At 62.1% G+C, this 19,471-nt stretch carries 19 protein-coding genes; 4 read left to right on the top strand and 15 right to left on the bottom strand.

Going from position 1 to position 19,471, the window contains the following annotated elements:
- Positions 1-114 precede the first annotated feature (114 nt).
- From C0V76_RS06320 to C0V76_RS06310, 3 genes are read right to left on the bottom strand one after another with little or no spacing between them, the layout of a single operon-like run.
- Positions 115-726 carry a lytic transglycosylase domain-containing protein gene (locus C0V76_RS06320; protein ID WP_101941511.1) on the bottom strand — a complete coding sequence of 204 codons (612 nt, stop codon included), beginning with the start codon at positions 724-726 and terminating at the stop codon, positions 115-117.
- A 9-nt stretch (positions 727-735) separates the two neighbouring features.
- Complete coding sequence (locus C0V76_RS06315) at positions 736-1,095, bottom strand: Hpt domain-containing protein (RefSeq protein WP_101941510.1); 360 nt, start codon at positions 1,093-1,095, stop codon at positions 736-738.
- 5 nt (positions 1,096-1,100) lie between these two features.
- Positions 1,101-2,132 (bottom strand): HD-GYP domain-containing protein, encoded by a 1,032-nt coding sequence (locus C0V76_RS06310; protein WP_101941509.1) that lies wholly within the window; start codon positions 2,130-2,132, stop codon positions 1,101-1,103.
- A gap of 443 nt (positions 2,133-2,575) precedes the next feature.
- Here C0V76_RS06310 and C0V76_RS06305 point away from each other — a divergent pair, with 443 nt between their 5' ends.
- The 4 genes from C0V76_RS06305 to C0V76_RS06290 all read left to right on the top strand — a co-directional run bounded on the left by C0V76_RS06305 (position 2,576) and on the right by C0V76_RS06290 (position 8,453).
- On the top strand, positions 2,576-4,480 hold the full coding sequence (locus tag C0V76_RS06305) for an ABC transporter substrate-binding protein (RefSeq protein WP_101941508.1): 1,905 nt from the start codon (positions 2,576-2,578) through the stop codon (positions 4,478-4,480).
- Between the two features lie 72 nt (positions 4,481-4,552).
- Complete coding sequence (locus C0V76_RS06300) at positions 4,553-5,539, top strand: ABC transporter permease (protein ID WP_101941507.1); 987 nt, start codon at positions 4,553-4,555, stop codon at positions 5,537-5,539.
- A complete protein-coding gene (locus tag C0V76_RS06295; RefSeq protein WP_216821664.1) occupies positions 5,536-6,693 on the top strand; it encodes an ABC transporter permease in 1,158 nt (385 codons plus the stop codon). The genes C0V76_RS06300 and C0V76_RS06295 overlap by 4 nt, the downstream gene beginning before the upstream one ends.
- 20 nt (positions 6,694-6,713) lie before the next feature.
- Positions 6,714-8,453 carry an ABC transporter ATP-binding protein gene (locus C0V76_RS06290; RefSeq protein WP_254048199.1) on the top strand — a complete coding sequence of 580 codons (1,740 nt, stop codon included), beginning with the start codon at positions 6,714-6,716 and terminating at the stop codon, positions 8,451-8,453.
- Positions 8,454-8,609: 156 nt separating this feature from the next.
- Here the strand turns inward: C0V76_RS06290 and gspE are convergent, their stop codons facing one another.
- The 12 genes from gspE to gspL form a co-directional block, all read right to left on the bottom strand.
- Complete coding sequence (gene gspE, locus C0V76_RS06285; protein ID WP_101941505.1) at positions 8,610-10,091, bottom strand: type II secretion system ATPase GspE; 1,482 nt, start codon at positions 10,089-10,091, stop codon at positions 8,610-8,612.
- On the bottom strand, positions 10,088-12,247 hold the full coding sequence (gspD, locus tag C0V76_RS06280) for a type II secretion system secretin GspD (protein ID WP_101941504.1): 2,160 nt from the start codon (positions 12,245-12,247) through the stop codon (positions 10,088-10,090). Before gspD ends, gspE begins: the two co-directional genes overlap by 4 nt.
- Positions 12,244-13,017 carry a hypothetical protein gene (locus tag C0V76_RS06275; RefSeq protein ID WP_143707363.1) on the bottom strand — a complete coding sequence of 258 codons (774 nt, stop codon included), beginning with the start codon at positions 13,015-13,017 and terminating at the stop codon, positions 12,244-12,246. The genes gspD and C0V76_RS06275 overlap by 4 nt, the downstream gene beginning before the upstream one ends.
- A gap of 136 nt (positions 13,018-13,153) precedes the next feature.
- Positions 13,154-14,050: a type II secretion system minor pseudopilin GspK gene (gspK, locus tag C0V76_RS06270; RefSeq protein ID WP_101941502.1), complete on the bottom strand. Its 897-nt coding sequence runs from the start codon at positions 14,048-14,050 to the stop codon at positions 13,154-13,156.
- Complete coding sequence (gspJ, locus tag C0V76_RS06265) at positions 14,047-14,637, bottom strand: type II secretion system minor pseudopilin GspJ (RefSeq protein ID WP_101941501.1); 591 nt, start codon at positions 14,635-14,637, stop codon at positions 14,047-14,049. The genes gspK and gspJ overlap by 4 nt, the downstream gene beginning before the upstream one ends.
- 3 nt (positions 14,638-14,640) lie before the next feature.
- The gene (gspI, locus tag C0V76_RS06260) at positions 14,641-15,030 is read right to left on the bottom strand and encodes a type II secretion system minor pseudopilin GspI (protein WP_158239162.1); all 390 of its coding nucleotides are present in this window, start codon (positions 15,028-15,030) and stop codon (positions 14,641-14,643) included.
- The gene (locus C0V76_RS06255) at positions 15,020-15,511 is read right to left on the bottom strand and encodes a GspH/FimT family pseudopilin (protein ID WP_101941499.1); all 492 of its coding nucleotides are present in this window, start codon (positions 15,509-15,511) and stop codon (positions 15,020-15,022) included. The genes gspI and C0V76_RS06255 overlap by 11 nt, the downstream gene beginning before the upstream one ends.
- 14 nt (positions 15,512-15,525) lie before the next feature.
- A complete protein-coding gene (gspG, locus tag C0V76_RS06250; RefSeq protein ID WP_101941498.1) occupies positions 15,526-15,957 on the bottom strand; it encodes a type II secretion system major pseudopilin GspG in 432 nt (143 codons plus the stop codon).
- Positions 15,958-15,969: 12 nt separating this feature from the next.
- Complete coding sequence (gspF, locus tag C0V76_RS06245) at positions 15,970-17,163, bottom strand: type II secretion system inner membrane protein GspF (RefSeq protein ID WP_101941497.1); 1,194 nt, start codon at positions 17,161-17,163, stop codon at positions 15,970-15,972.
- Between the two features lie 3 nt (positions 17,164-17,166).
- Complete coding sequence (gspN, locus tag C0V76_RS06240; RefSeq protein ID WP_101941496.1) at positions 17,167-17,892, bottom strand: type II secretion system protein N; 726 nt, start codon at positions 17,890-17,892, stop codon at positions 17,167-17,169.
- A complete protein-coding gene (gene gspM / locus C0V76_RS06235; RefSeq protein WP_101941495.1) occupies positions 17,889-18,374 on the bottom strand; it encodes a type II secretion system protein GspM in 486 nt (161 codons plus the stop codon). Before gspM ends, gspN begins: the two co-directional genes overlap by 4 nt.
- Positions 18,371-19,429, bottom strand: a complete 1,059-nt coding sequence (gene gspL, locus C0V76_RS06230) for a type II secretion system protein GspL (RefSeq protein ID WP_101941494.1) — start codon at positions 19,427-19,429, stop codon at positions 18,371-18,373. The genes gspM and gspL overlap by 4 nt, the downstream gene beginning before the upstream one ends.
- Positions 19,430-19,471: the final 42 nt, after the last annotated feature.

Below are 19,471 nucleotides of genomic sequence, written 5' to 3'. Positions count from 1 at the left end.
ACCTGGCTCCGGGCTCCCTTATGAGCCGGATCATCGTCCGGTGAAGATGAAAATCCCTGGCTGCTGGGGGCGGGCCGTCATTGCGCCGCTTTACTGCTTTGCGACGGCAGGTATTCAGGAGCGGGCTTGGCGCCTGAAGATGGCCATCTGTTCCAGCACGGTTGGAACGTAGCGTTTTGTTTCGGCGTAGGGAGGGATGCTGTGGCCGTAGCGGATGACGGCGTTTTCCCCGGCGTTGAAGGCGGCCAGCACCAGCTTCACGTCGTTGTTGAAGAGCTTGAGCAGATCGCGCAGGTAGCGCGCGCCACCATCAAGATTCTGGCGCGCGTCGTAAGCATTACGTACGCCGTAACGGGCGGCGGTGGCCGGCATCAGCTGGGTCAAGCCCATCGCGCCTTTGGGGGAGCGGGCTTTCGGATTGGCGTGGCTTTCGACGGCGACGACGGCTTTGAGCAGGACGGCATCAATGGCATGGGCACTGGCCGCAGCCTCGATATGTCGCACCAGCTCCGCCGGCAGGCTTTTCATCAGGCCTGCGCTGGAGGGGATTCCGATGGCCTTCGGGCCGTTGAGATCACGCCAGAGCAGGCGCGCGCGCGGGTCTGAGGGGATGTCCGAGTAATTGTGTACACCGCGCTCATCGATGAAGCCGTACACATCGGCGCGCGCGGGGGAAGCGAGGGCGAGCAGAACGAGCAGCAGCGGCTGGGCAAGGGCTGGTTTCATCGGGGGAAACTATGGGTTCAGAACCTCCCGCTGCAAGGCCTCTTCCACGCTCAGCAAGGCCGAACAAAGCTGGGTTGTCAGTGCGGGCAAGGCCGCAGTGTCGCCGGTTTTAGCCGCCTCTTCAAGCGCCACCGCAGCGGCTACGGCGAGCGGCGATCCGAAGTTGCCGACTGCGCTCTTGGCGCAGTGAGCCGTTGCGTGGAGCGCTGCGGCGTCGCCGCTGCTGAGGCAGTCTGCCAGCCTTTGGCGCAGGTCCGGTGAATCAAGCATGAATACGGCGGCGATCTCGCGCAGCAGATCTTCGTCGTCGCCGATCTGTTCAAGTACCCAGTGGCGATTGATCGGGGGAGGGGGGGGCGTGGTGGGCATGCGGGTCAGTCCTGGTAAATGTTGTGAATCTCGATGATTTCGTTCCAGCTAGCCAGAAAGAGATCTACACAGCGAGGGTCGAAATGGTTGCCGCGGCCGGCTTCTAGATGGGCGCGGGCGTGCTCCAGATCCCATGCCGGCTTATAGGGACGTTCCGAAGTGAGGGCGTCAAAGACATCTGCCACCGCCACGATCCGCCCGACGATCGGGATTTCCTCTCCTGCTTTACCCTGTGGATAGCCGCTGCCGTCGTACTTCTCATGGTGGTTCAGGGCAATCTCGGCGGCCATCTGCAGTACGGGGGAGCTGGAGTTCTTAAGGATCTCGTAACCGATCAGCGCATGCTGGCGCATGATTTCCATTTCCTCCGAGCTGAGTTTTCCGGGTTTCAGCAAGATGTGGTCCGGCGTGCCCAGCTTGCCCACATCGTGCATCGGAGCCGCTGACAGGAGTTGGTCAACGAACTCTTCAGGCATACCCAGTTGGTAACCGATGATCGCCGAGTAGTGCGCCATGCGCAGGATGTGCGAGCCGGTTTCCGGGTCGCGGAATTCGGCCGCACGCGCCAGGCGCATGACGGTTTCGCGCTCGCGCAGGTGGATTTCCTCGGTGGCACGCCGCACGGCGATCGATAGTTCGTCGGCGCGCAGGCTGGTGGCGGCCATGCTGGCCCGTAATTGCAGCATGTTGCGCACGCGCGGATTGAATTCGTTGCGGTCGATTGGTTTAGTGAGAAAGTCGGTGGCACCGGCTTCGAGTGCGGCATAGCGCACTTCCTTCTCGGCAGCGGCAGTCACCATCAGGATCGGACGATCGCGCAAGGCCGGTGTGGCCCGGCAGCGGCGTACGAACTCAAGGCCATCCAGGCGCGGCATCATGTAGTCGACGATGATCAGATCCGGGGCGTTATCAAGACACCAGGCAAGGCCAAGCTCTGGGTCAGAAAACACGAGACAGTCGTGGTCGCCCAGCCTTTTGATGAGGCTCTGCATCACCACTAGATTGACCGGCGTGTCTTCAACGATGGCGATGTTCATGGGGGGGGATGGCGCAAGCAGGGGGGCTTCCCCTCTCATATCGGCGCGGGGTGAAAGGGCTTGAGAAACGCGCTCTCTGACGGAGGGTTGCTTGCCCGAAAAGCTTGCTGCAGTGCGGCATTGCGCGGCACTGTGACATATTTGCTGTGGTCTAGGGTAAACCCTGAAGAAATCGTGGCAAAATTGACTTTGCACAAGTTCAGGGCGGTTCTGCGGGGCTAAGGTTCATCCGTCGCAGGGGTCCAGAAAGGGCGGGTCATGACGATGCAGCATCGGGAATATGCGATGCGGGGCAGCAGCAGCGTCGTGGTTTTTTTTTGCCCTGTGGATAAAAAGTCTTGATGGTAGGATTAATTGGGGTTTGTGCTTATACTAGGCGCGCGCAGTGTGTCCGGGTGCTGCACAGACTCTCTCTAACCGGTAATTTCAACTAGGAGGACGTGATGAGGTTTATTCCCTCTCGTATCGCGGTTGCCGTTGCAGCGGTCGCCGTAGTCGCCGTACCTTCGCTGGCAATGGCCTACCAACAGGCCCCGATGCTGGCGAACAACAAGGCGTTGCCGCCTGTCGATCAGCGCCTGCCCGAGAAGCCCGAGGTTGTTAAGCCTCTGGAGCGTACGGGCCAGTATGGCGGTGTTCTGCGTACCGCCATGCGCGCCAACAACGACCACAACAATATCGTGAAGCTGATCGGTAACCAGTCGCTGGTGCGCTGGGAATCTACCGGTTTCAACAAGGTTGTGCCGAACCTGGCTGAGAGCTGGGACGTCAATGCTGACGCTACCGTGTATACCTTCAAGCTGCGCAAGGGCACCAAGTGGTCTGACGGTACGCCCTTCACCGCCGACGACATCCTGTTCTCCATGAACGATGTGCTGGCCAACAAGGAATTCCTGAACGCACTGCCGGCCGACTTCCAGCCGGGTGGTGTGGGTGTGCAAGTGACCAAGACCGACGATTTCACCGTCGTCTTCAAGTTTGCCAAGTCCTATCTGCCCTTCCTCGAGAAGCTGGCAACTCCGGTTGCTCAGTACCCGACGATGTATCAGAAGAAGTACTGCAGCCAGTTCCACCCGAAGTACAACGCCAAGGTGGCCGACCAGGCCAAGGCTGAAAACCTGAAGGATTGGGCTGGTCTGCTGCGCAAGTACTGTGGCGACCTGGAAATCCCGTCGCGCTGGAGCAATCCGGCTCGTCCGGTGATGGATCCGTGGGTCATCAAGGATCCGTACTCGGGTTCGGCCACCAAGGTTGTGCTGGAGCGTAACCCCTACTTCTGGCAGGTGGATGACAAGGGCAATCAGCTGCCCTATATCGATCGCGTTCAGTTCCAAGTGATCTCTGAAGTGGAAACCATCCTGCTGGCAGCCATTAACGGCCAGCTGGACTTCCAGATGCGTCACATCTCCTCGATCCAGAACCGTCCGGTGCTGGCCGAGAACGCAGCCAAGGGCGGCTACAAGCTGGTTTCCGGCGCGGGTATCAACGCCAACCAGGGCGGTCTGTGGCTGAACCACTCGACCACCAACGCCAAGCTGCAGAAGCTGATCCGCAACAAGGACTTCCGCATTGCCCTGTCGCACGCCATTGACCGCAAGGAAATCAATGACATCGTGTATCTGGGTCAGGCTCACCCCTGGCAGTCCGGCCCGCAGAAGGCTTCGAAGTTCTACAACGAGAAGCTGGCTACTCAGTATCTGAATCTGGATCTGAAGAAGTCGGAAGAGCTGCTCGACAAGCTGGGCCTCAAGAAGGGCGCTGACGGTTTCCGTACGTATCCTGACGGTGGCCGCGTGTCGATGGGCATGATCGTCATGATCTCGAACGCCTCCCTGATGGAAACCGCCGAGCTGTTGCGCAAGCACTTCTCGAAGGTGGGCATCGAGCTGGTGATCAACTCGTCCGAGCGCTCGCTGTTCTACGATCGTGCCAACACCAACCAGTACGACATCTCGATGGATGTGTTCTCGGGCGGTCTGGATCCGACCTTCAACCCGCGCCCGTGGCTGGCTATTCATCCGCAAGAGTCGCGTATGAGCCTGCAATGGACCAAGTACTATCTGACTGATGGCAAGCAGGGTGAAAAGCCTTCCGCCAGCATGCAGAAGCGCCTGGACCTGTACGAAAAGTGGCAAGGCGCCAAGACCATGGCTGAAGCAGATGGCCTCTTCAAGCAGATCCTTGAAGAAGCTGCCAACGAGTTCGAAGTCATCGGTACCGTGGCTCCGGCTCCCAACGCGGGTGTTCGCAGCGCCAAGCTGTCGAACGTTCCGGTAGCCATGCCTGACGGCTGGACCTGGCCGAACCCGGCTCCGACCCTGCCGGCGACCTGGTCGTTCAACAAGTAATCCTGTTGTAAAAGCTCGGGGGCTCCGGCCCCTGAGCCCCCCTTTCCCGAGGTCTTCTTAGAGAGTCAAGCCGTGCTTAACTACATATTCAAACGCATGCTCTCGGCGATTCCATTCATGTTCATGGTGTCGCTGACGGTATTCCTCCTGATTCAGGCGCCTCCGGGCGACTTCGTCGACAGTTATGCCGCCATGGTGGCCTCCTCTGGCGAAACCCTTTCTCCGGACCAGATGGCTGAATTGCGTCATCGCTTTGGTCTTGATCAACCGATGATCGTCCAGTATTTCCACTGGATCACGGGTGTTGTGACGGGTGATTTCGGCTATTCCTTCGAATGGCAATCCCCTGTTAAGGATCTGGTTGGCGAGCGTATTGGCTTGACCCTCATCCTGTCCCTTTCCGCAATGCTGTTCACCTGGGCCCTGTCCCTGCCGATCGGCATCTATTCCGCCGTCAAGCGTTACTCGATTGGCGACTATGTTTTCACCTTCGTGGGTTTCATCGGCCTGGCAGTGCCCAACTTCCTGCTGGCCCTGGTGATGATGTTCGTTGCCCAGAAGTATTACGGTATGGACGTAACCGGCCTGTTCTCCAGCGAATTCCAGAACGCCCCGTGGTCCCTGGCTCGTGTGGCTGACCTTGGCAAGCATCTGATCATCCCGATGATCATCATGGGTGCAGCATCGGCCGCTGGTTTGATCCGTATTCTGCGCGCCAACCTGATCGACCAACTGTACATGCCCTACGTCGTGACCGCCCGTTCCAAGGGCCTGTCCGAAACCAAGCTGTTGCTGAAGTACCCGGTGCGCATCGCCCTGAACCCCTTCGTGTCCTCGATCGGCTGGATCTTGCCGAGCCTGGTGTCGGGCGCTGTGATCACCTCCATCGTGCTGAACCTTCAAACCGTTGGCCCGATGCTGTTCCAATCCCTGATGTCTCAGGATATCTATCTCTCCGGCACGATTCTGCTGGTGGTATGTGCGCTGACCGTGGTCGGCACCCTGATTTCCGACATCCTTCTCGTCATCCTCGATCCGCGTATTAGGTTGGAACAATGAGCGCAGAAAACAAACAAGCAACGACCGTGGCCGCTGCCGCCGCGGCGGAACCGGCGGCCGCAACGGTCAATATGGCCAACCTGCGTGGCGGTATCGAATACGCCTCGCAGTGGGAGCTGATGTGGGCCCGCTTCAAGAAGCACAAAGTGGCTTACTGGAGCATGATGTTCGTGGCCTTCCTGTACGTCGTGGCGGTGTTCGCAGAGTTCCTGTCGCCCTTCGACCCGGAAGATCCCAGCTCGCGTACGGTTTATCAGCCGCCGCAGATGGTCAAGTTCGATGGTTTCAAGCCTTACGTGACCAAGTTCAAGCTGACCCGCGATCCGGAAACCCTGAAGCCGACTTATGTCGACACGGATGAGCGGACCTACCTCCGCTTCTTCGTGCCCGGTTTCGAGTACAAGATGCTGGGTCTGGTGCCGACCAACCTCCACCTCTTCGGCCCGGCTGAAGCAGGCGAGAAAGTCTTCCTGTTCGGTTCGGACCGCCTGGGCCGCGACATGTTCTCGCGTGTGATCTACGGTGCGCGTTTCACGCTCTCCATGGGTCTGATCGGTGTGATCCTGTCGACCGTGCTGGGTATCGTGCTCGGTGGTATCTCGGGTTACTACGGTGGCAAGATCGACTGGTTCATTCAGCGCGTGGTGGAATTCATCCTGTCGCTACCGACCATTCCGATCTGGCTGGCGATGGCTGCTGCCATGCCTAAAAACTGGCCTCCGCACTTGGTCTACATCTCGGTGACGGTCATTATCTCGCTGATCGGCTGGACCCACCTCGCACGGGTTGTGCGCGGCAAGTTCCTCGCCATGCGCGGTGAAGTGTTCGTGATCGCTGCCAAGCTGGACGGCTGTTCCGAAGGCCGTGTGATCTTCCGTCACATGCTGCCGTCGATGGCTTCCCACGTGATTGCTGCAGTGACGCTGGCCATTCCGTCGATGATTCTGGCTGAAACGACCCTGTCCTTCTTGGGCCTCGGTCTGCAACCGCCGGCAATCTCCTGGGGCGTGCTGCTCAAGGACGCACAGAAGATCAGCGTGATCTCGGCTGCTCCCTGGCTGTTCCTGCCTGGCGTGGCAACCGTGCTCGCCGTGCTGGCCATGAACTTCTTCGGTGACGGTCTGCGTGATGCTGCTGACCCGTACTCGCATTAATTCCAGGATCGGTTGATAACGTGAATACTGCAAACCAAACTAGCGACATCATTCTCGACGTTCGCAACCTCCGCACCTACTTCGGTACGGGCGAGAAGGCTGTGAAGGCCGTTGATGACATCAGCTTCAAGATGATGCGCGGCAAGACGCTGTGTATCGTGGGCGAATCGGGTTCGGGCAAGTCGGTGACGGCGCGCTCCATCCTTCAGATTGTTGACCCTCCCGGCAAGATCCAGGGTGGTTCGATGATGTACTACGGCAAGGATCCGAAGGGGGTCGATCTCGCTCAGCTGCACGAGCGTGGCAAGGAAATCCGCTCAATCCGGGGTCATGAAATCTCCATGATCTTCCAGGAGCCGATGACCTCGCTGTCGCCGATCCACACCATCGGCAACCAGATCTGCGAAACCATCCTGCTGCACCAGAACGTTGACATGGCCGAAGCTCGCACCCGTGCCATCGAACTGCTGCGCCGCGTGGAGATTCCTAACCCGCAGGTTGCCATCGACAAGTACACCTTCGAGTACTCGGGCGGTATGCGTCAGCGCGCCATGATCGCCATGTCGCTGGCCTGCAACCCGAAGATCCTGATCGCTGATGAGCCGACCACCGCTCTGGATGTGACCACCCAGGCCGAAATCCTGGCGCTGATCAAGGAACTGCAGACCTCCTACGGCATGGCCGTGCTGTTCATCACGCACGATATGGGCGTGGTGGCTGAGATCGCTGACGAAATCGGCGTGATGCAGAACGGCAAGATGCTGGAGTTCGGTTCCGCTGAAGAGATCTTCTACGAAGCCAAGCACCCCTACACGCTGGCCCTGATCGACTCCGTGCGCAAGCTGGAAACGTCGGCCCGTGCCGCTCGCGGTTCGCGTGTGACGGACAAGAAGCTGATGGAAATCCGCAACGTGTCGAAGATTTACCCGGCCCGTTCGAACTTCATGGGCAAGCCGAACCCCCCGTTCAAGGCTCTGGACAACGTCTCGCTGGACGTGTTCGAAGGCGAGAATCTGGGTATCGTGGGCGAATCCGGCTCCGGCAAGACCACCCTGGGCAACTGCGTGATCCGCGTGCTGTCCTGCTCGGGCGGTGAAGTGCTGTTCCGCATGGCTGATGGTCGCATCGCCGATCTGGCCAAGGCTGGTACGCATGAGCTGCGCCAGGTCCACCGTGAAATCCGCATGGTGTTCCAGGATCCGTTCGCTTCGCTGAACCCCCGCATGACGATCGGTCAGATCGTTGGTGAGCCGCTGTTGGTGGCCGGCACCCATACGGGTGAAGCGCTGCGCAAGCGTACCGAAGAGCTGCTGGCCATGGTCGGCATGCCGGCCGGCGCGATGGAACGTTACCCGCACGCCTTCTCGGGTGGTCAGCGTCAGCGTATCGGTATCGCCCGCGCATTGGCCCTGAGCCCGCGTCTGATCATCGCCGACGAAGCAACCTCGGCGCTGGACGTGACCCTGCGCTCGCAAGTGCTGGATCTGCTGCTGGATCTGCAAGACACGCTGAACCTCTCGTTCATCTTGGTCTCGCACGATATCGGCGTGATCCGTTACTTCTGCGACCGCGTGGCCGTGATGTACAAGGGACAGGTGGTGGAGCATGGTCCGGCAGAGAAGATCTGCTCGAACCCGGATCACCCCTACACCAAGGCGTTGATCTCCGCCGTGCCGGGTACCCACCCGCGCGACAAGCGTATCGTGAATCGTCACCGCTATGATGCCGCTGCTGCCGGTATCCAGCTGTCCGGCTCCTGATTCGCGCTGTATTCGGCAAACAGAAAGCCACCTTCGGGTGGCTTTTTTTCGTCTGGGGGATGGCGATTTGATGTTCGGTGTCACGCCTCTGAGCCCTGAGCAGCAGGCAAGAAAAAAGCCGGCATGAGCCGGCTTTGGGGCGGGGCGTGCAGCTTTTCAGTCGCCAGACTCACTGCGGGTGACGCGCAGGATCTCGTCCACCGCGGTGTAGCCTGCGCGGACTCTTGCAAAGCCGTCTTCACGCAGGCTCTGCATGCCATGCGAGGCAGAGTGGGTGCGCAGGGTTTGCTCATTGGCACCATCGTGAATCAGGCTGCGCGTGTTCTCGTCGAAAACCATCAGCTCATAGATGCCGCCGCGACCCTTGTAGCCAGTCTGGGCACACGCCTCACAGCCACAGGCACGGTAGATAAGGTGCTCGGGGCCGATGCCGAGAAGCTTTTGCTCGGCGGCATCAGGCTCGTAGGCTACCCGACAAGCCGGACATAGACGGCGGACGAGGCGTTGTGCGAGCACCCCGATACTGGATGAGGCCAGCAGGAAGGGTTCGACGCCCATGTCTACCAGACGGGTCATGGCGCTTGGCGCGTCGTTGGTGTGCAGGGTGGCCAGTACCAGGTGGCCGGTGAGCGAGGCCTGCACGGCGATCTGGGCGGTTTCTAGATCGCGGATTTCGCCAATCAGGATCACGTCCGGATCCTGCCGCAGGATGGCCCGCAGCGCACGCGCGAAGCTCATCTCGATGCGCGAGTTGATCTGGGTCTGACCGATGCCGTCGAGCTCGTACTCGATCGGATCTTCGACTGTCATGATGTTCAGCTCGCGCGCATCCATCTGCGCCAGTGCCGCGTACAGGGTGGTGGTCTTGCCCGAGCCGGTGGGGCCGGTGACCAGCAGGATGCCGTGCGGTTGGGCAAGCAGGCCCTGCAGGCGGGTGAGCGTTTGCGGCGGCATGCCCAGGCTGTCCAGATCCAGCCGGTTGGCGGATTTGTCGAGCAGGCGCAGCACTACGCGTTCACCGTGGGCGGTGGGTAGTGTCGACACTCGCACATCCACCGGCCGGCCGGCCAGGCGCAGGGTGATGCGACCATCCTGAGGCAGGCGCTTCTCGGCGATGTCCAGCCCGCCCATGATCTTGATCCGCGACACGATGGCCGCATGCAGGCCGCGCTGCGGTTCGATCACGTCGCGTAATGCGCCGTCGATACGAAAACGCACCGTGGCGCGGGACTCGAAGAGCTCGAAGTGGATATCGGAGGCGCCTTCGCGTAGGGCCTCGGTGAGCAAGGCATTGATCAGTCGGATGACTGGGGCATTCTCCTCGGCTTCAAGCAGATCCTGAGTCTCGGGCATTTCCTCGAGCAGGCTGGAGAGATCGACCGAGTCGGCGATGTCTTCCACCATGCGCGAGGCCCGTGTGCCGCCCTGATTGAAAGCTTCACTCAGGCGTTGCTGGAAGCGTTCCACCGGGAGCACTTCGAGCGCTAGCGGGCGCCCCGCGACACGCTGCAGTTCGGCTAGCATGCCGAAGTCGCCGCCTTCGCGGAAGCACACCGGTAACTGGCCATCCTCATTCGGGTCGCCATCAAACAGCCCGTATTCGCGGGCATGGGCAAAACTGATCAGGCGCTCGCTCATGGTGCTTTCGGCGCCTCGGCGGGAGCGCTGGGGGCTGCCTGGAGTGCTTCGCTGGCGGGGGCCGGAATGTTTGTGGCCGGCACTGTGCGGTCCGGATCGAGCCCTTTGCCCTTGACGAGGCTGTCGCGCTCCGGCAACTGGGTGTTCGGGAAATTCGGCAGTACCCAGCTGCTTTCCGGGCTGTACTCAGCCTGGCGCGCGCGCAGATAGGCGTAGCGTTCGTTGGCAAGGTTGTTGTTGGCTGTGCTGTCACGCAGGATCACCGGACGCAGGAAGACCATCAGGTTGACCTTCTGGCGCTCGCGGGTGCGGTAGCGGAACAGATTGCCCAGGTAGGGAATGTCCATGAGGATCGGGATGCCGTTGTCCGTGGTGGACTGACGGTCATCGATCAGACCGCCGAGTACGACGATCTGGCCATCATCGACGAGCACCTTGGTCTCGATGGTGCGCACCTTGGTGGCAATGCCGGTGCCGCTGGTATTCACCGATGTATCGATGCTGGAGACTTCCTGAGCCACGTTCAGGGTAATTGCGCCGGCTTCGGAGATCTGCGGTTTGATCTTGAGCTTGATACCGATGTCACGCCGCTCCACGGTGGTGAAGGGGTTCTGGTTGGAGCCGGTGGAGGATTGGGTGCCGGTGATGATCGGGATGTTTTGGCCGACCACGATGCGCGCTTCTTCGTTGTCCAGGGTCTGCAGGTTCGGCGTGGAGAGCACATTGCCGTCGCCTGACTTCTGGATCGCAGTGGCCAGCAGGCCCAGGGTGGCGGTACCGTTGGTTGGGTCGCCGTTGAACACGCCGATGTTGACGCCTTCCGGAACGGTGGCACTGCCGGCAATGAGGCCATTGGCGATGGTTGCAATGCTGTTGGCACCCCCCGAGATCGAGGAGATCAGCCCCCCGGTCAGGTTGTTATTGCCGCCGGCGACCATCCACTGGAAGCCGAATTCGCCGGTCTTGGAAACATTCACCTCGGCAATCATGGCTTCGACGTAAACCTGGGCGCGGCGCACATCGAGCTTCTCGATGATGGCGCGAATGTCGCGGTAGATCTTGTCCGGTGCGGTAATGATCAGGGAGTTGGTGACCGCGTCGGCCTGGATCATCACGTTCACACCGTCGATCTTGACCGAGGTGGCCGTGTTGCCGGTGCTCTGGCCGCTTTGCACGCCTGAAGACGCGGCGGTGGTCGAGGCGCTGCTGCCTGTGCTGCTGCCACTGCTGCCCGAGGAGCCGCCGCCGGAGAGACTGGAGTTGGTGCCGCCGCTGTCCTGCCCGGTCAGGATGCCGCGCAGGGTGGTGGCCAGGCGCGTGGCTTCGGCATTGCGCAGGTAGATCACGTTCATGCTGCTGCCGGTGGCGCCCGGCTGGTCGAGCATCTCCACGATGCGCTTGAGCTGCTCGGTGTGGGCAGAGCTGTCGCTACGCACGATGAGTTGGCTGCTGCGCGTGTCGGTAATCAGCATCACGCGCTTGACCCCATCGGGCACTGGCACCGGTGCTGCGGTGCCTTGCAGCACCACTTCCGGCATCAGGCGAGCGAGGTTCTGGGCTACGTCCTGCACCGAAGCGTGCTTGACCGGGATCTGGAATACGTTGGTGCCCGAGGGCTGATCTAGGTGCTCCAGCAAACGATTGATGCGCGAGAGATTTTCGGCGTAGTCGTTGATCACCAGCACGTTGCCGGCCTGGTAGGCGGCGATTACGCTGTTGTTGCCAAGCATCGGGCGCAGCACCTGGGCGAGCTGGGTGGCCGATTCGTAACGTAGCGGATAGACCTGGGTCACAAAGCGGTCCCCCGTCGGGATCGCGCCCTTGCCGACGATCTGGCTGCCGTGCTGCTTGGCATCCCCCTCGGCGAGCACCTTCACTACCGTGCCGTTGTCGATCAGGGTGATGCCCTGCTGGCGCAGCGCGCTCTGCACGATAGGCAGCACCAGATTTCGATCCACCGGCTGGTTGGAAACGATATTCACCGTGCCCTTGAGCTTGGGATCAATCACGAAGCTCTTGCCGGTGATGACGGTGACGGCCTTGAGCGTGGCTTCCAGATCGGAGTTCACGAAGTTGAGCGTCACCCGCTCGTCTGCCGCATGGGCCGACAAGGCAAAACACAGCAGGGTGGCGGCGGCGATGGTTTTGATTTTCATGGCTGGATCTTGTACTGGAGATGCACGGGCTTGCCGTCCCGCAGGATCTGCAGATCGACGTCCTGGGTCTGGCTGAAGTAGTGATAGACGAGGGAGATGTCGGCAAGCTGCCCGATCTCGCGCTCGTTGATCTGACGAATGATGTCGCCATCGCGCAGATTAAGGATCTGAGCGAGGGGCTGTTCGGCCGCGGCGGTGATGCGGATGCCGCCATCGGGGAAGGCTGCAAGTCCCTTGTCCCAGGCGCCGAGATTGCCGCTCTGGGCGATCGAGGCGAGGCGCCCACGCGACACGCTGGTGGCCGGGCTGGGTTTGGCTGCGGGCTTCACCGGCACTACGGCAGGCGGCGCTGCCGGGGCCGGGCTGAGCAGATTGCCGACCGTGGCGGTGGCGCCGGGCGGGAAGGACAGTTCGTTGCGCACGCCTGCTTGCTCGAAGATGGCGCGATCGGCCTGTACTTCGACCAGGCGCAGGCCCGGCCTGGCTTCTTTGCCGGCTTGCACGGCGACCGGACTGGCCTCGATGCCACCGATCAGGGCCACGCCGTTGTGCCCGGCGATGACGGCGATCAGTTGCAGACTGGCCAGCGGGCTGACCGGGGCGGCCTCCTGGGCTTGCTCGAACCAGCGCAGCAGGGCGCGACGGCCGCTGGCACCGTCTTCCGTGGGAGGCGCTGCGAGACTCAGGGCGGGTTCATTGCTGCGCCAGCCGAGCAGGGTCGCCAGCAGGCTGGAGAGCGCCCAGCTCAAGAGCAGGAAGGTCAGGGCCATGAGCGCGCGCTGGAGGAAGCGGGCGTCGGGGCGCCAGCGCAAGGCGGGCCGATGGAGTCGGAAAGGGAGTCTGATATTCACGGCGAAAATTTAGCGTTTTCCGGGCTGCAAGGATATGGGTTCGGTCACAAAGTCTTCAGGACTGGCTCAGACTGCTGCGTCGCATCCACAGCATGCTGGGCGTGTCCTTGCCGTTGCGCTGGACGAGGGCTTCAAAGCCCATGTGCATCTCGTTGAACCAGGCATCGATATAGATCATGAAATAGCGGCTCTGAACGTCCACGACCTGGCGGTCGAGCTTGCTGCGCAGGCTCTCCGGCAGGGCCTTGGTGAAGTCTTCGATACTCAGGTAGGGGTTGCCAGTGCGGCGGGCGACGAGGCTGGAGGCGTCTCCCGAGCTCAGGCCTTCGATACTGGCCTGGAGCGCCTCGGCACTGGCGAAGTTCACATTTACCGGCGTTTTCTCCGGCAGGATCACCAGACGGGTTTTGAGCGTTTCGGCCTTGTCGGCCGAGAGCGCTGCGAGGCGCAGCAATTCGCTGAGTTCAGGGGTGCTGTTGGGTTCGCGTTTGCGCAGGGCGACGAACTGGGTCAGCAAGCTGGCCAGATCACGCGTGCTCACGCTGAGGGCGCTGGCGGCGCGCTGCAGCTTTGGGTCGTCTTCTTTCACCGCCGTATTGGCGGCGGGTAGCAGATTGCTGAGATTGAGCTTGCCCTGCATCTCGGCAATCCGCCCGCCAACCCGGCCTTCTTCCACGGCCACCGGCGGGATCGGGATGGTCCATGGCTCGAGCAGGTGGTCGACCTGATTGTTGCGTGCGTCGTCGCGTAGCGTCAGACGCGTCATGTTGATGGCGGCAATGGCGACACCCTGCGCCATGCTGAAATTGTTTCGATTCTCGATCTGGCGCATCCACAGTTGCTGGCGTGCGGTGAACAGCAAGGCCATTGCGGCGACGATGGCCACCACCAGCAGCGAGACGATCAGCGCGACACCGCGCTGGGCGGGCGGAGCAGGGCGGCCGGCGTTCATGGCAGGTAGTAGGTACGGGCAAACTCGCCGCGCCCTTCAAGGGTGAGGTGCAGGCGCAGGCCCCGTGGACGGGTCATGTCGGCGAGGTCTTCGGTCGGCCATTTCTTGTGGCTGGCATTGCTGCGATCGATGAACTCCAGCGAACAGGCGCTCACGCCTTCGAGCAGCAGATTAGGCTTCTGCTCGCTGGCGGCCGGCTGGGAGGCTGCCGCGGAATAGGCGAAGACGGGGAACTCCAACTCCAGGCGACCCTTGGTGAGGCGATAGCGGGCATGGATTGGTTCCTGGTCGGCGCCGAAGCGCAGCAGATCGAGCTGACAGGATTCGCCGGAGTCCGACATCTGGCCCTGCACCGGCGAGCGAACCCGCCCATCGGTGTCGGTCCAGCTGCGTGGCGCGATCTGGGTGAGATCCATGTTGAGGCGCTCGAACACCATTTCCAGCTCGCGCCAGCCGCGCATTTCAGCATCCAGGCGGGCTTTCGAGGTGGTCATCAGATCCAGCCCGCGCCAGGCGAGCAGGCTCACGATGGCGAATACGGCCAGCGCGACCATGACTTCGATAAGCGTAAAACCGCGGTTGCGCATGGCTCAGTTGCCTACCCGGGCGACGTAGCTGATCTGGCGGGCCATCACGTCCTCGGGCTTCGAAACCGAAAAAACCTTCACTTCCATGCGCCGGAAGCTCAGGTTCGGGGTGGGGCCGATCTCGCGGCGCCAGATGAATTCATGCCTGCCCTGGCTGGCCTTGCCCTCTTCGGCACCCATTTCGGGGAAGCTGCGGGTGGCGAAGACTTCATTCGTCACATTGCTGGCAACCCAGCCGGCCAGCGTGCGTTGCTGCAGATCCCAGGCACGTTCAGCTCCGAAGCTGCTGGCCCGTATGGCGGCGGCCAGCGCAATGCTGATGATGGCCAGGGCAATCACCACCTCAAGCAGGGTGAAGCCCCCGGTGGGGCGCAAGCTGATCTCAGGGCGCATCGTCGGGCACCGTTTCCACTGTGATGCGGCCGAGCGCATCGGCAATCACCTGCACCCGGGCCTGGCCGCCCTCGAGGGTCAGGCTGAAGGGTTCGGAGAGGCCGTCTGCAGCAAACACCAGGCGCTCGCCGAGCGGACTTTCGCGTCCATTGACCCGCTGCTTCAGGATGTGCACGTCACCGCGCAGGGCTTGCGGGCGCAGATCGCTGGTGGCCGGCATGGCCATCCACTGCTTGCGCCCGCTGTCGCCGAGCCAGAACTGATAGCCTGCGCCATCACTCGAAAAAGCCACTGGGCGGGCGCTGTAGACGGCTTCATCGCGTGCCGCTTCAAGGCGAATACTCAGCTCTTCAGCCTGGCCGCGAGTGATGCGCTCGCCCGAATCATCCAGACGCACCACAGCAATGCCCAACACGATGAGCACGAGGGCCATTACGGCCAGCAACTCGAGCAGGGTAAAGCCTGTGGCCGGGCGGCGCATGGTGCTGCGTGGAATCAGGGTGTGGCGTTGCTGATGTCGGCGTCGAAGCCTTCACCGCCTGATTGACCGTCGGCACCGTAGCTCATCACGTCGATATCACCCTTGAGGCCCGGGTTCAGGTACAGGTAGTCATTGCCCCAAGGATCCTTGGGCAGGCGCTCCAGATAGCCGCCGCTTTTCCAGTTGGTGGGTACCTGATCGCCACTGGGCTTGCTGACCAGCGCCTGGAGGCCCTGGCCCTGGGTGGGATAGCGGCCGTTGTCGAGCTTGTAGAGCTTCATCGCGGCCACGATGGAGTTGATGTCCTGCTTGGCGGCGACGACCTTGGCTTCGCTGGGTCGATCCATGATCTTCGGCACGATCAGGGCGCCGAGGATGGCGAGGATCGAAACCACCACGAGGATCTCGATCAGGGTGAAGCCGGTGTTGCGCTTGCGAGCTTGCATGTTGCCTGTCTCCTACTTGATCAGCTGATTCATTTCGAACACCGGCAAGAGGATTGCCAGCACGATGAACAATACGACTGCGCCCATCACCAGCACCACGGCAGGGCCCAGTAACTGGGAAAAGGTTTCGACCTTGCGTGACAGGCCGGAGGATTGCTCGGCTGCGGCGCGTTCGAGCATGGTGTCCAGACGCCCGGTAGCTTCGCCGCTGGCCACCAGATGCACCAGGATAGGCGGGAAAGATTTCGCAGCTTCGAGCGCGCGTGCCAGCGACATGCCTTCGCGTACCTGGCGGGCGGCTTGCTCGGCGGCACGCTTGAGCGGCAGGTTGCTCATCACGCCGCTGGCCGCAGCCATCGCGCTGAGCACTGGCACGCCGCTGCCGGCGAGGATCGCCAGGGTGCTGGCAAAGCGCACGGTTTCGGCACTGCGCTCCAGCTTGCCGAACCAGGGCAGGGTCAGTCGCCAGGCATGCACGCGCTGGCGGAAATCGTCTTTTTTCATGGCGCGCAGGAAGGCCACCACGGCCACGATCAGCAGCAACAGGATCCAGCCGCCCCAGCTGCCCAGAAAGTGACTGATGCCCAACAGCAGGCGGGTGGGCAGCGGCAGCACCTGCTTGGCACCCTGGAAGACCTGCACCATCTGAGGCACGACCCAGGTCAGCATGCCGACGATCACTGCGGTGGCCACGAAGATCACGATGGCTGGGTAGATGAAGGCCAGTGCGAGGCGCGACTTGAGCTCCTCGCGGCGCTCCAGATAGTCCGCCAGGCGCGCCAGCACGCCGGGCAGCTTGCCCGACTCCTCACCGGCACGCACCAGGGCACGGTAGAACGGCGGGAAAACTTTTTCATGCCGGGCCAGCGCGGCGGAGAGCGAAACACCCGAGGCGATATCGTGGCGGATCAAGCCCAGCAAGGTCTGTTCACGCTTGTTTTCGGATTGCTCGGCGAGCACGGCAAGGGCTTCGTCGATCGCCAGCCCGGCATCAAGCAGGCCGGCCAGCTGACGGGTCAGGGTCGCCAGGCTGGCCCCGCCCAGGCGCAAGCTGCGGCTGGCTTCACGGGCCTCTTGCAGATCGAGCACGGCCAGCCCCTGCTCGCGCAGAAGGCTGCGTGCATGACGAGCCGAGTCGGCCTCGATGCTGCCACGCTGGACAGTTTTCTGATCGGCTGCGAGAGCCTTGTAGCTGAAGGCTGCCATGGCTCAGCGCGGATAGCTCAGCAGATAGCTGTCGCCGTCGCGCGGCAGGGTGGCCAGCACGGGCGAGAGGCCGGGCAGGTCGGCTTCCGGCTTGAAGCGCAGGTTCAGCTTGGCCTTGTTCTTGGCCAGATCAAAACTGCCACCACCCTGCGCGTGCAGGGTGCCGCTCAAATGGCTCAGTTCGATGGCGCCGGCACCAGCAGCATTCGCCGTGACGCGGAACTGGTAGCTGCCGAGCGACGTGACTTCACCTGCCATGGCTGAGCTGACGCGTTCGATGCGGCCGCTCACGTTGATCGGTTCGCCGCGCGTGAGGCGCTCGCTCTGTACGAACAGATCGCCGCGCAGGCGCACGCCGGCGAGTGTCGGATTGAACTGAGTCAGCGGCTCCAGTGGCAGGCTCAGCTCCAGGCCTTCGATCACGGGGCCACGAAAACCGAGCACGGCGCGCAGCTTGCCGGGGCGCCCGGCATGCTCGCTTTGTAGCGTCCAAGCCAGTTGCCCCTTGAATAGGGCGGCGGGCTGGAATTGCCAGGCCAGCTTTTGCTGGGCCACGATGCCCTTGTAACCGAGCGCGGTGGCGCGGCCCTGCCAGAGGCTGCCCTCCAGCCCGGCCAAGGCGATGTCCGTCGGTAAAAAACGCGCGGCGAGGCCGGCCGGGAAGCGGGCCACCAGCAAGAGCAGGCTCAGCGCCAGTGCCAGGAGAATCCAGGTTAGGGGCTTTTTCATCGGCGACGCTCCAGGATCACCGTGGCTTCAGCTTGCTCTCCGGATTCCAGGGTGCGGATCTGCAGGCTGGTGATACGGGCACCGGCGGTGAGGCGAATGGCATTCAGGCTGTTGATGATGGCCTGGCCTGCGCGTGCATTCATCGTCATTTCCACGCGTTCTGCGCTCAGGCCGCGCAGCTCAGCCTGCACACCCTGCTCGGCGAGGATGCGGAACACTTCACTGCGCAGATCTTCACCGCGCTTGGTGGGAGCCACCGGCGCAGTGTTCTTGCCGGCGGCGATCTCGAAGCTGTTCAGGGCCAGCTCGGGCAGCCGGCGGCGCAGGGACTCGATGCGGCCCTGCACGCTGAAAAGACTCAGCAGGTACAGAGCGATCACCAGCACGATGCCGCCGATAATCAGGATCAGTTGTTCGCGCCGGTTGCGCGCGCGCCAGTAGCGCTCGGCGCCATTGCGCCAGAGGATCAGCTGGTCTTTCATGGCTGCCCCTTGTCGATCTTGATGATCAGTTGTTCCAGACCCTTGTCGGTGGTCTGGCTCTCGAAACTGATGCCCTTGCCTTGCAGGACTGGCTTGAGCTGGTTCGCGTCAGTCGTGGTGAGGGTGAGTTTGAGGCGACCCTCTTCTGATTCAATGCGGGCAGGCTTCAGGCTCAGTCCGCTCAGGGCCGCAAACCGGGCAAGCTGATCGAGAGCATCCCCTCCTTGCTGGCCGGGCTGGCCACGGCTCTGGCGCCACTGCAGGATCGGATCGATGATCGGCACCCCGGGATTGGCGGCAGCGAAGTTCTGGCGGATGGACTGGCGCAGGTTGGCCTCGCGGGCAGCGAGCTGGCGCCATTCCAGAGTCTGGGCCAGCAGGTAGATCAGCGCTGCCGCGATCAGCAGCCACAGCGCCGGCTTGAGCTGAGCCAGCGAAAAACTGGCCTGAGCGCGGCGCAAGCCTGGCAGGCCGACGAGCAGATTTACGCGATTGATGGGCGGGGCCGTCAGCAAGGTGTCGATGGCCTGGGAGTTGGGGCACAGGGACAACAACACGTCCTGTGAAGGCAGTAGGCCGTACTCGCCGGGCGCGCGCTGGAAAATCCAGCCCGATGGGGTTTCGGCGTGCTGGCCGGGCGCGAGCAGGGCTTGTTCAGGGGTCAGCAGATCGGCCTGGCGCAGGCTGGCAAAATTCGCCAGCTGACGCTCCAGCCAGGCACGCTCACAGACCCACACGCACATCAGTTTGTCCTGACGTGCGCCGCTGACGATCACGCTGGCGGCCAGATCGCCGAGGGCACGATCTTCAAGGGCCTGGCGAATCAGCGCCGCTTCATGCTTGCCGGTGAGCGCGGGCAACTCGATACGATGCGCCGCCACCCGGCTGGCGGGCAGGATCAATTCCAGGCGGTCTGACGGGGGCAGGTCCGAGAGCAAAGTGGTGCCACGCGCCTGAGCCTGGCCCGAGCCATTCAGGCCGAGCCAGTCGAGCGGGGCATCCGTCAGACCTTGTGGCGGGACGTGAACCCGCAACAGAGCAAATGAAGCAGTCATGCGTGCCGTGTGTTTGCCGGAAAGGCGGAAGTATAGGGGGAT

Source organism: Uliginosibacterium sp. TH139, assembly GCF_002855595.1.
Lineage (GTDB): Bacteria > Pseudomonadota > Gammaproteobacteria > Burkholderiales > Rhodocyclaceae > Uliginosibacterium > Uliginosibacterium aquaticum.
The sequence above is the reverse complement of the archived record's forward strand: the minus strand, read 5'-3'. Positions and strand labels throughout refer to the sequence as shown.

What these genes read in the sequence shown, in the direction of transcription:
- C0V76_RS06310 (WP_101941509.1), bottom strand. Translation starts at nt 2,132, where the DNA reads ATGAACATCGCCATCGTTGAAGACACGCCGGTCAATCTAGTGGTGATG.
- C0V76_RS06275 (WP_143707363.1), bottom strand. Translation starts at nt 13,017, where the DNA reads ATGGCCCTGACCTTCCTGCTCTTGAGCTGGGCGCTCTCCAGCCTGCTG.
- gspI (WP_158239162.1), bottom strand. Translation starts at nt 15,030, where the DNA reads ATGCGCCCTGAGATCAGCTTGCGCCCCACCGGGGGCTTCACCCTGCTT.
- C0V76_RS06295 (WP_216821664.1), top strand. Translation starts at nt 5,536, where the DNA reads ATGAGCGCAGAAAACAAACAAGCAACGACCGTGGCCGCTGCCGCCGCG.
- gspL (WP_101941494.1), bottom strand. Translation starts at nt 19,429, where the DNA reads ATGACTGCTTCATTTGCTCTGTTGCGGGTTCACGTCCCGCCACAAGGT.
- gspG (WP_101941498.1), bottom strand. Translation starts at nt 15,957, where the DNA reads ATGCAAGCTCGCAAGCGCAACACCGGCTTCACCCTGATCGAGATCCTC.
- gspM (WP_101941495.1), bottom strand. Translation starts at nt 18,374, where the DNA reads ATGAAAGACCAGCTGATCCTCTGGCGCAATGGCGCCGAGCGCTACTGG.
- gspD (WP_101941504.1), bottom strand. Translation starts at nt 12,247, where the DNA reads ATGAAAATCAAAACCATCGCCGCCGCCACCCTGCTGTGTTTTGCCTTG.
- gspJ (WP_101941501.1), bottom strand. Translation starts at nt 14,637, where the DNA reads ATGCGCAACCGCGGTTTTACGCTTATCGAAGTCATGGTCGCGCTGGCC.
- C0V76_RS06320 (WP_101941511.1), bottom strand. Translation starts at nt 726, where the DNA reads ATGAAACCAGCCCTTGCCCAGCCGCTGCTGCTCGTTCTGCTCGCCCTC.
- gspK (WP_101941502.1), bottom strand. Translation starts at nt 14,050, where the DNA reads ATGAACGCCGGCCGCCCTGCTCCGCCCGCCCAGCGCGGTGTCGCGCTG.
- C0V76_RS06305 (WP_101941508.1), top strand. Translation starts at nt 2,576, where the DNA reads ATGAGGTTTATTCCCTCTCGTATCGCGGTTGCCGTTGCAGCGGTCGCC.
- gspF (WP_101941497.1), bottom strand. Translation starts at nt 17,163, where the DNA reads ATGGCAGCCTTCAGCTACAAGGCTCTCGCAGCCGATCAGAAAACTGTC.
- C0V76_RS06255 (WP_101941499.1), bottom strand. Translation starts at nt 15,511, where the DNA reads ATGCGCCGCCCGGCCACAGGCTTTACCCTGCTCGAGTTGCTGGCCGTA.
- C0V76_RS06315 (WP_101941510.1), bottom strand. Translation starts at nt 1,095, where the DNA reads ATGCCCACCACGCCCCCCCCTCCCCCGATCAATCGCCACTGGGTACTT.
- gspE (WP_101941505.1), bottom strand. Translation starts at nt 10,091, where the DNA reads ATGAGCGAGCGCCTGATCAGTTTTGCCCATGCCCGCGAATACGGGCTG.
- gspN (WP_101941496.1), bottom strand. Translation starts at nt 17,892, where the DNA reads ATGAAAAAGCCCCTAACCTGGATTCTCCTGGCACTGGCGCTGAGCCTG.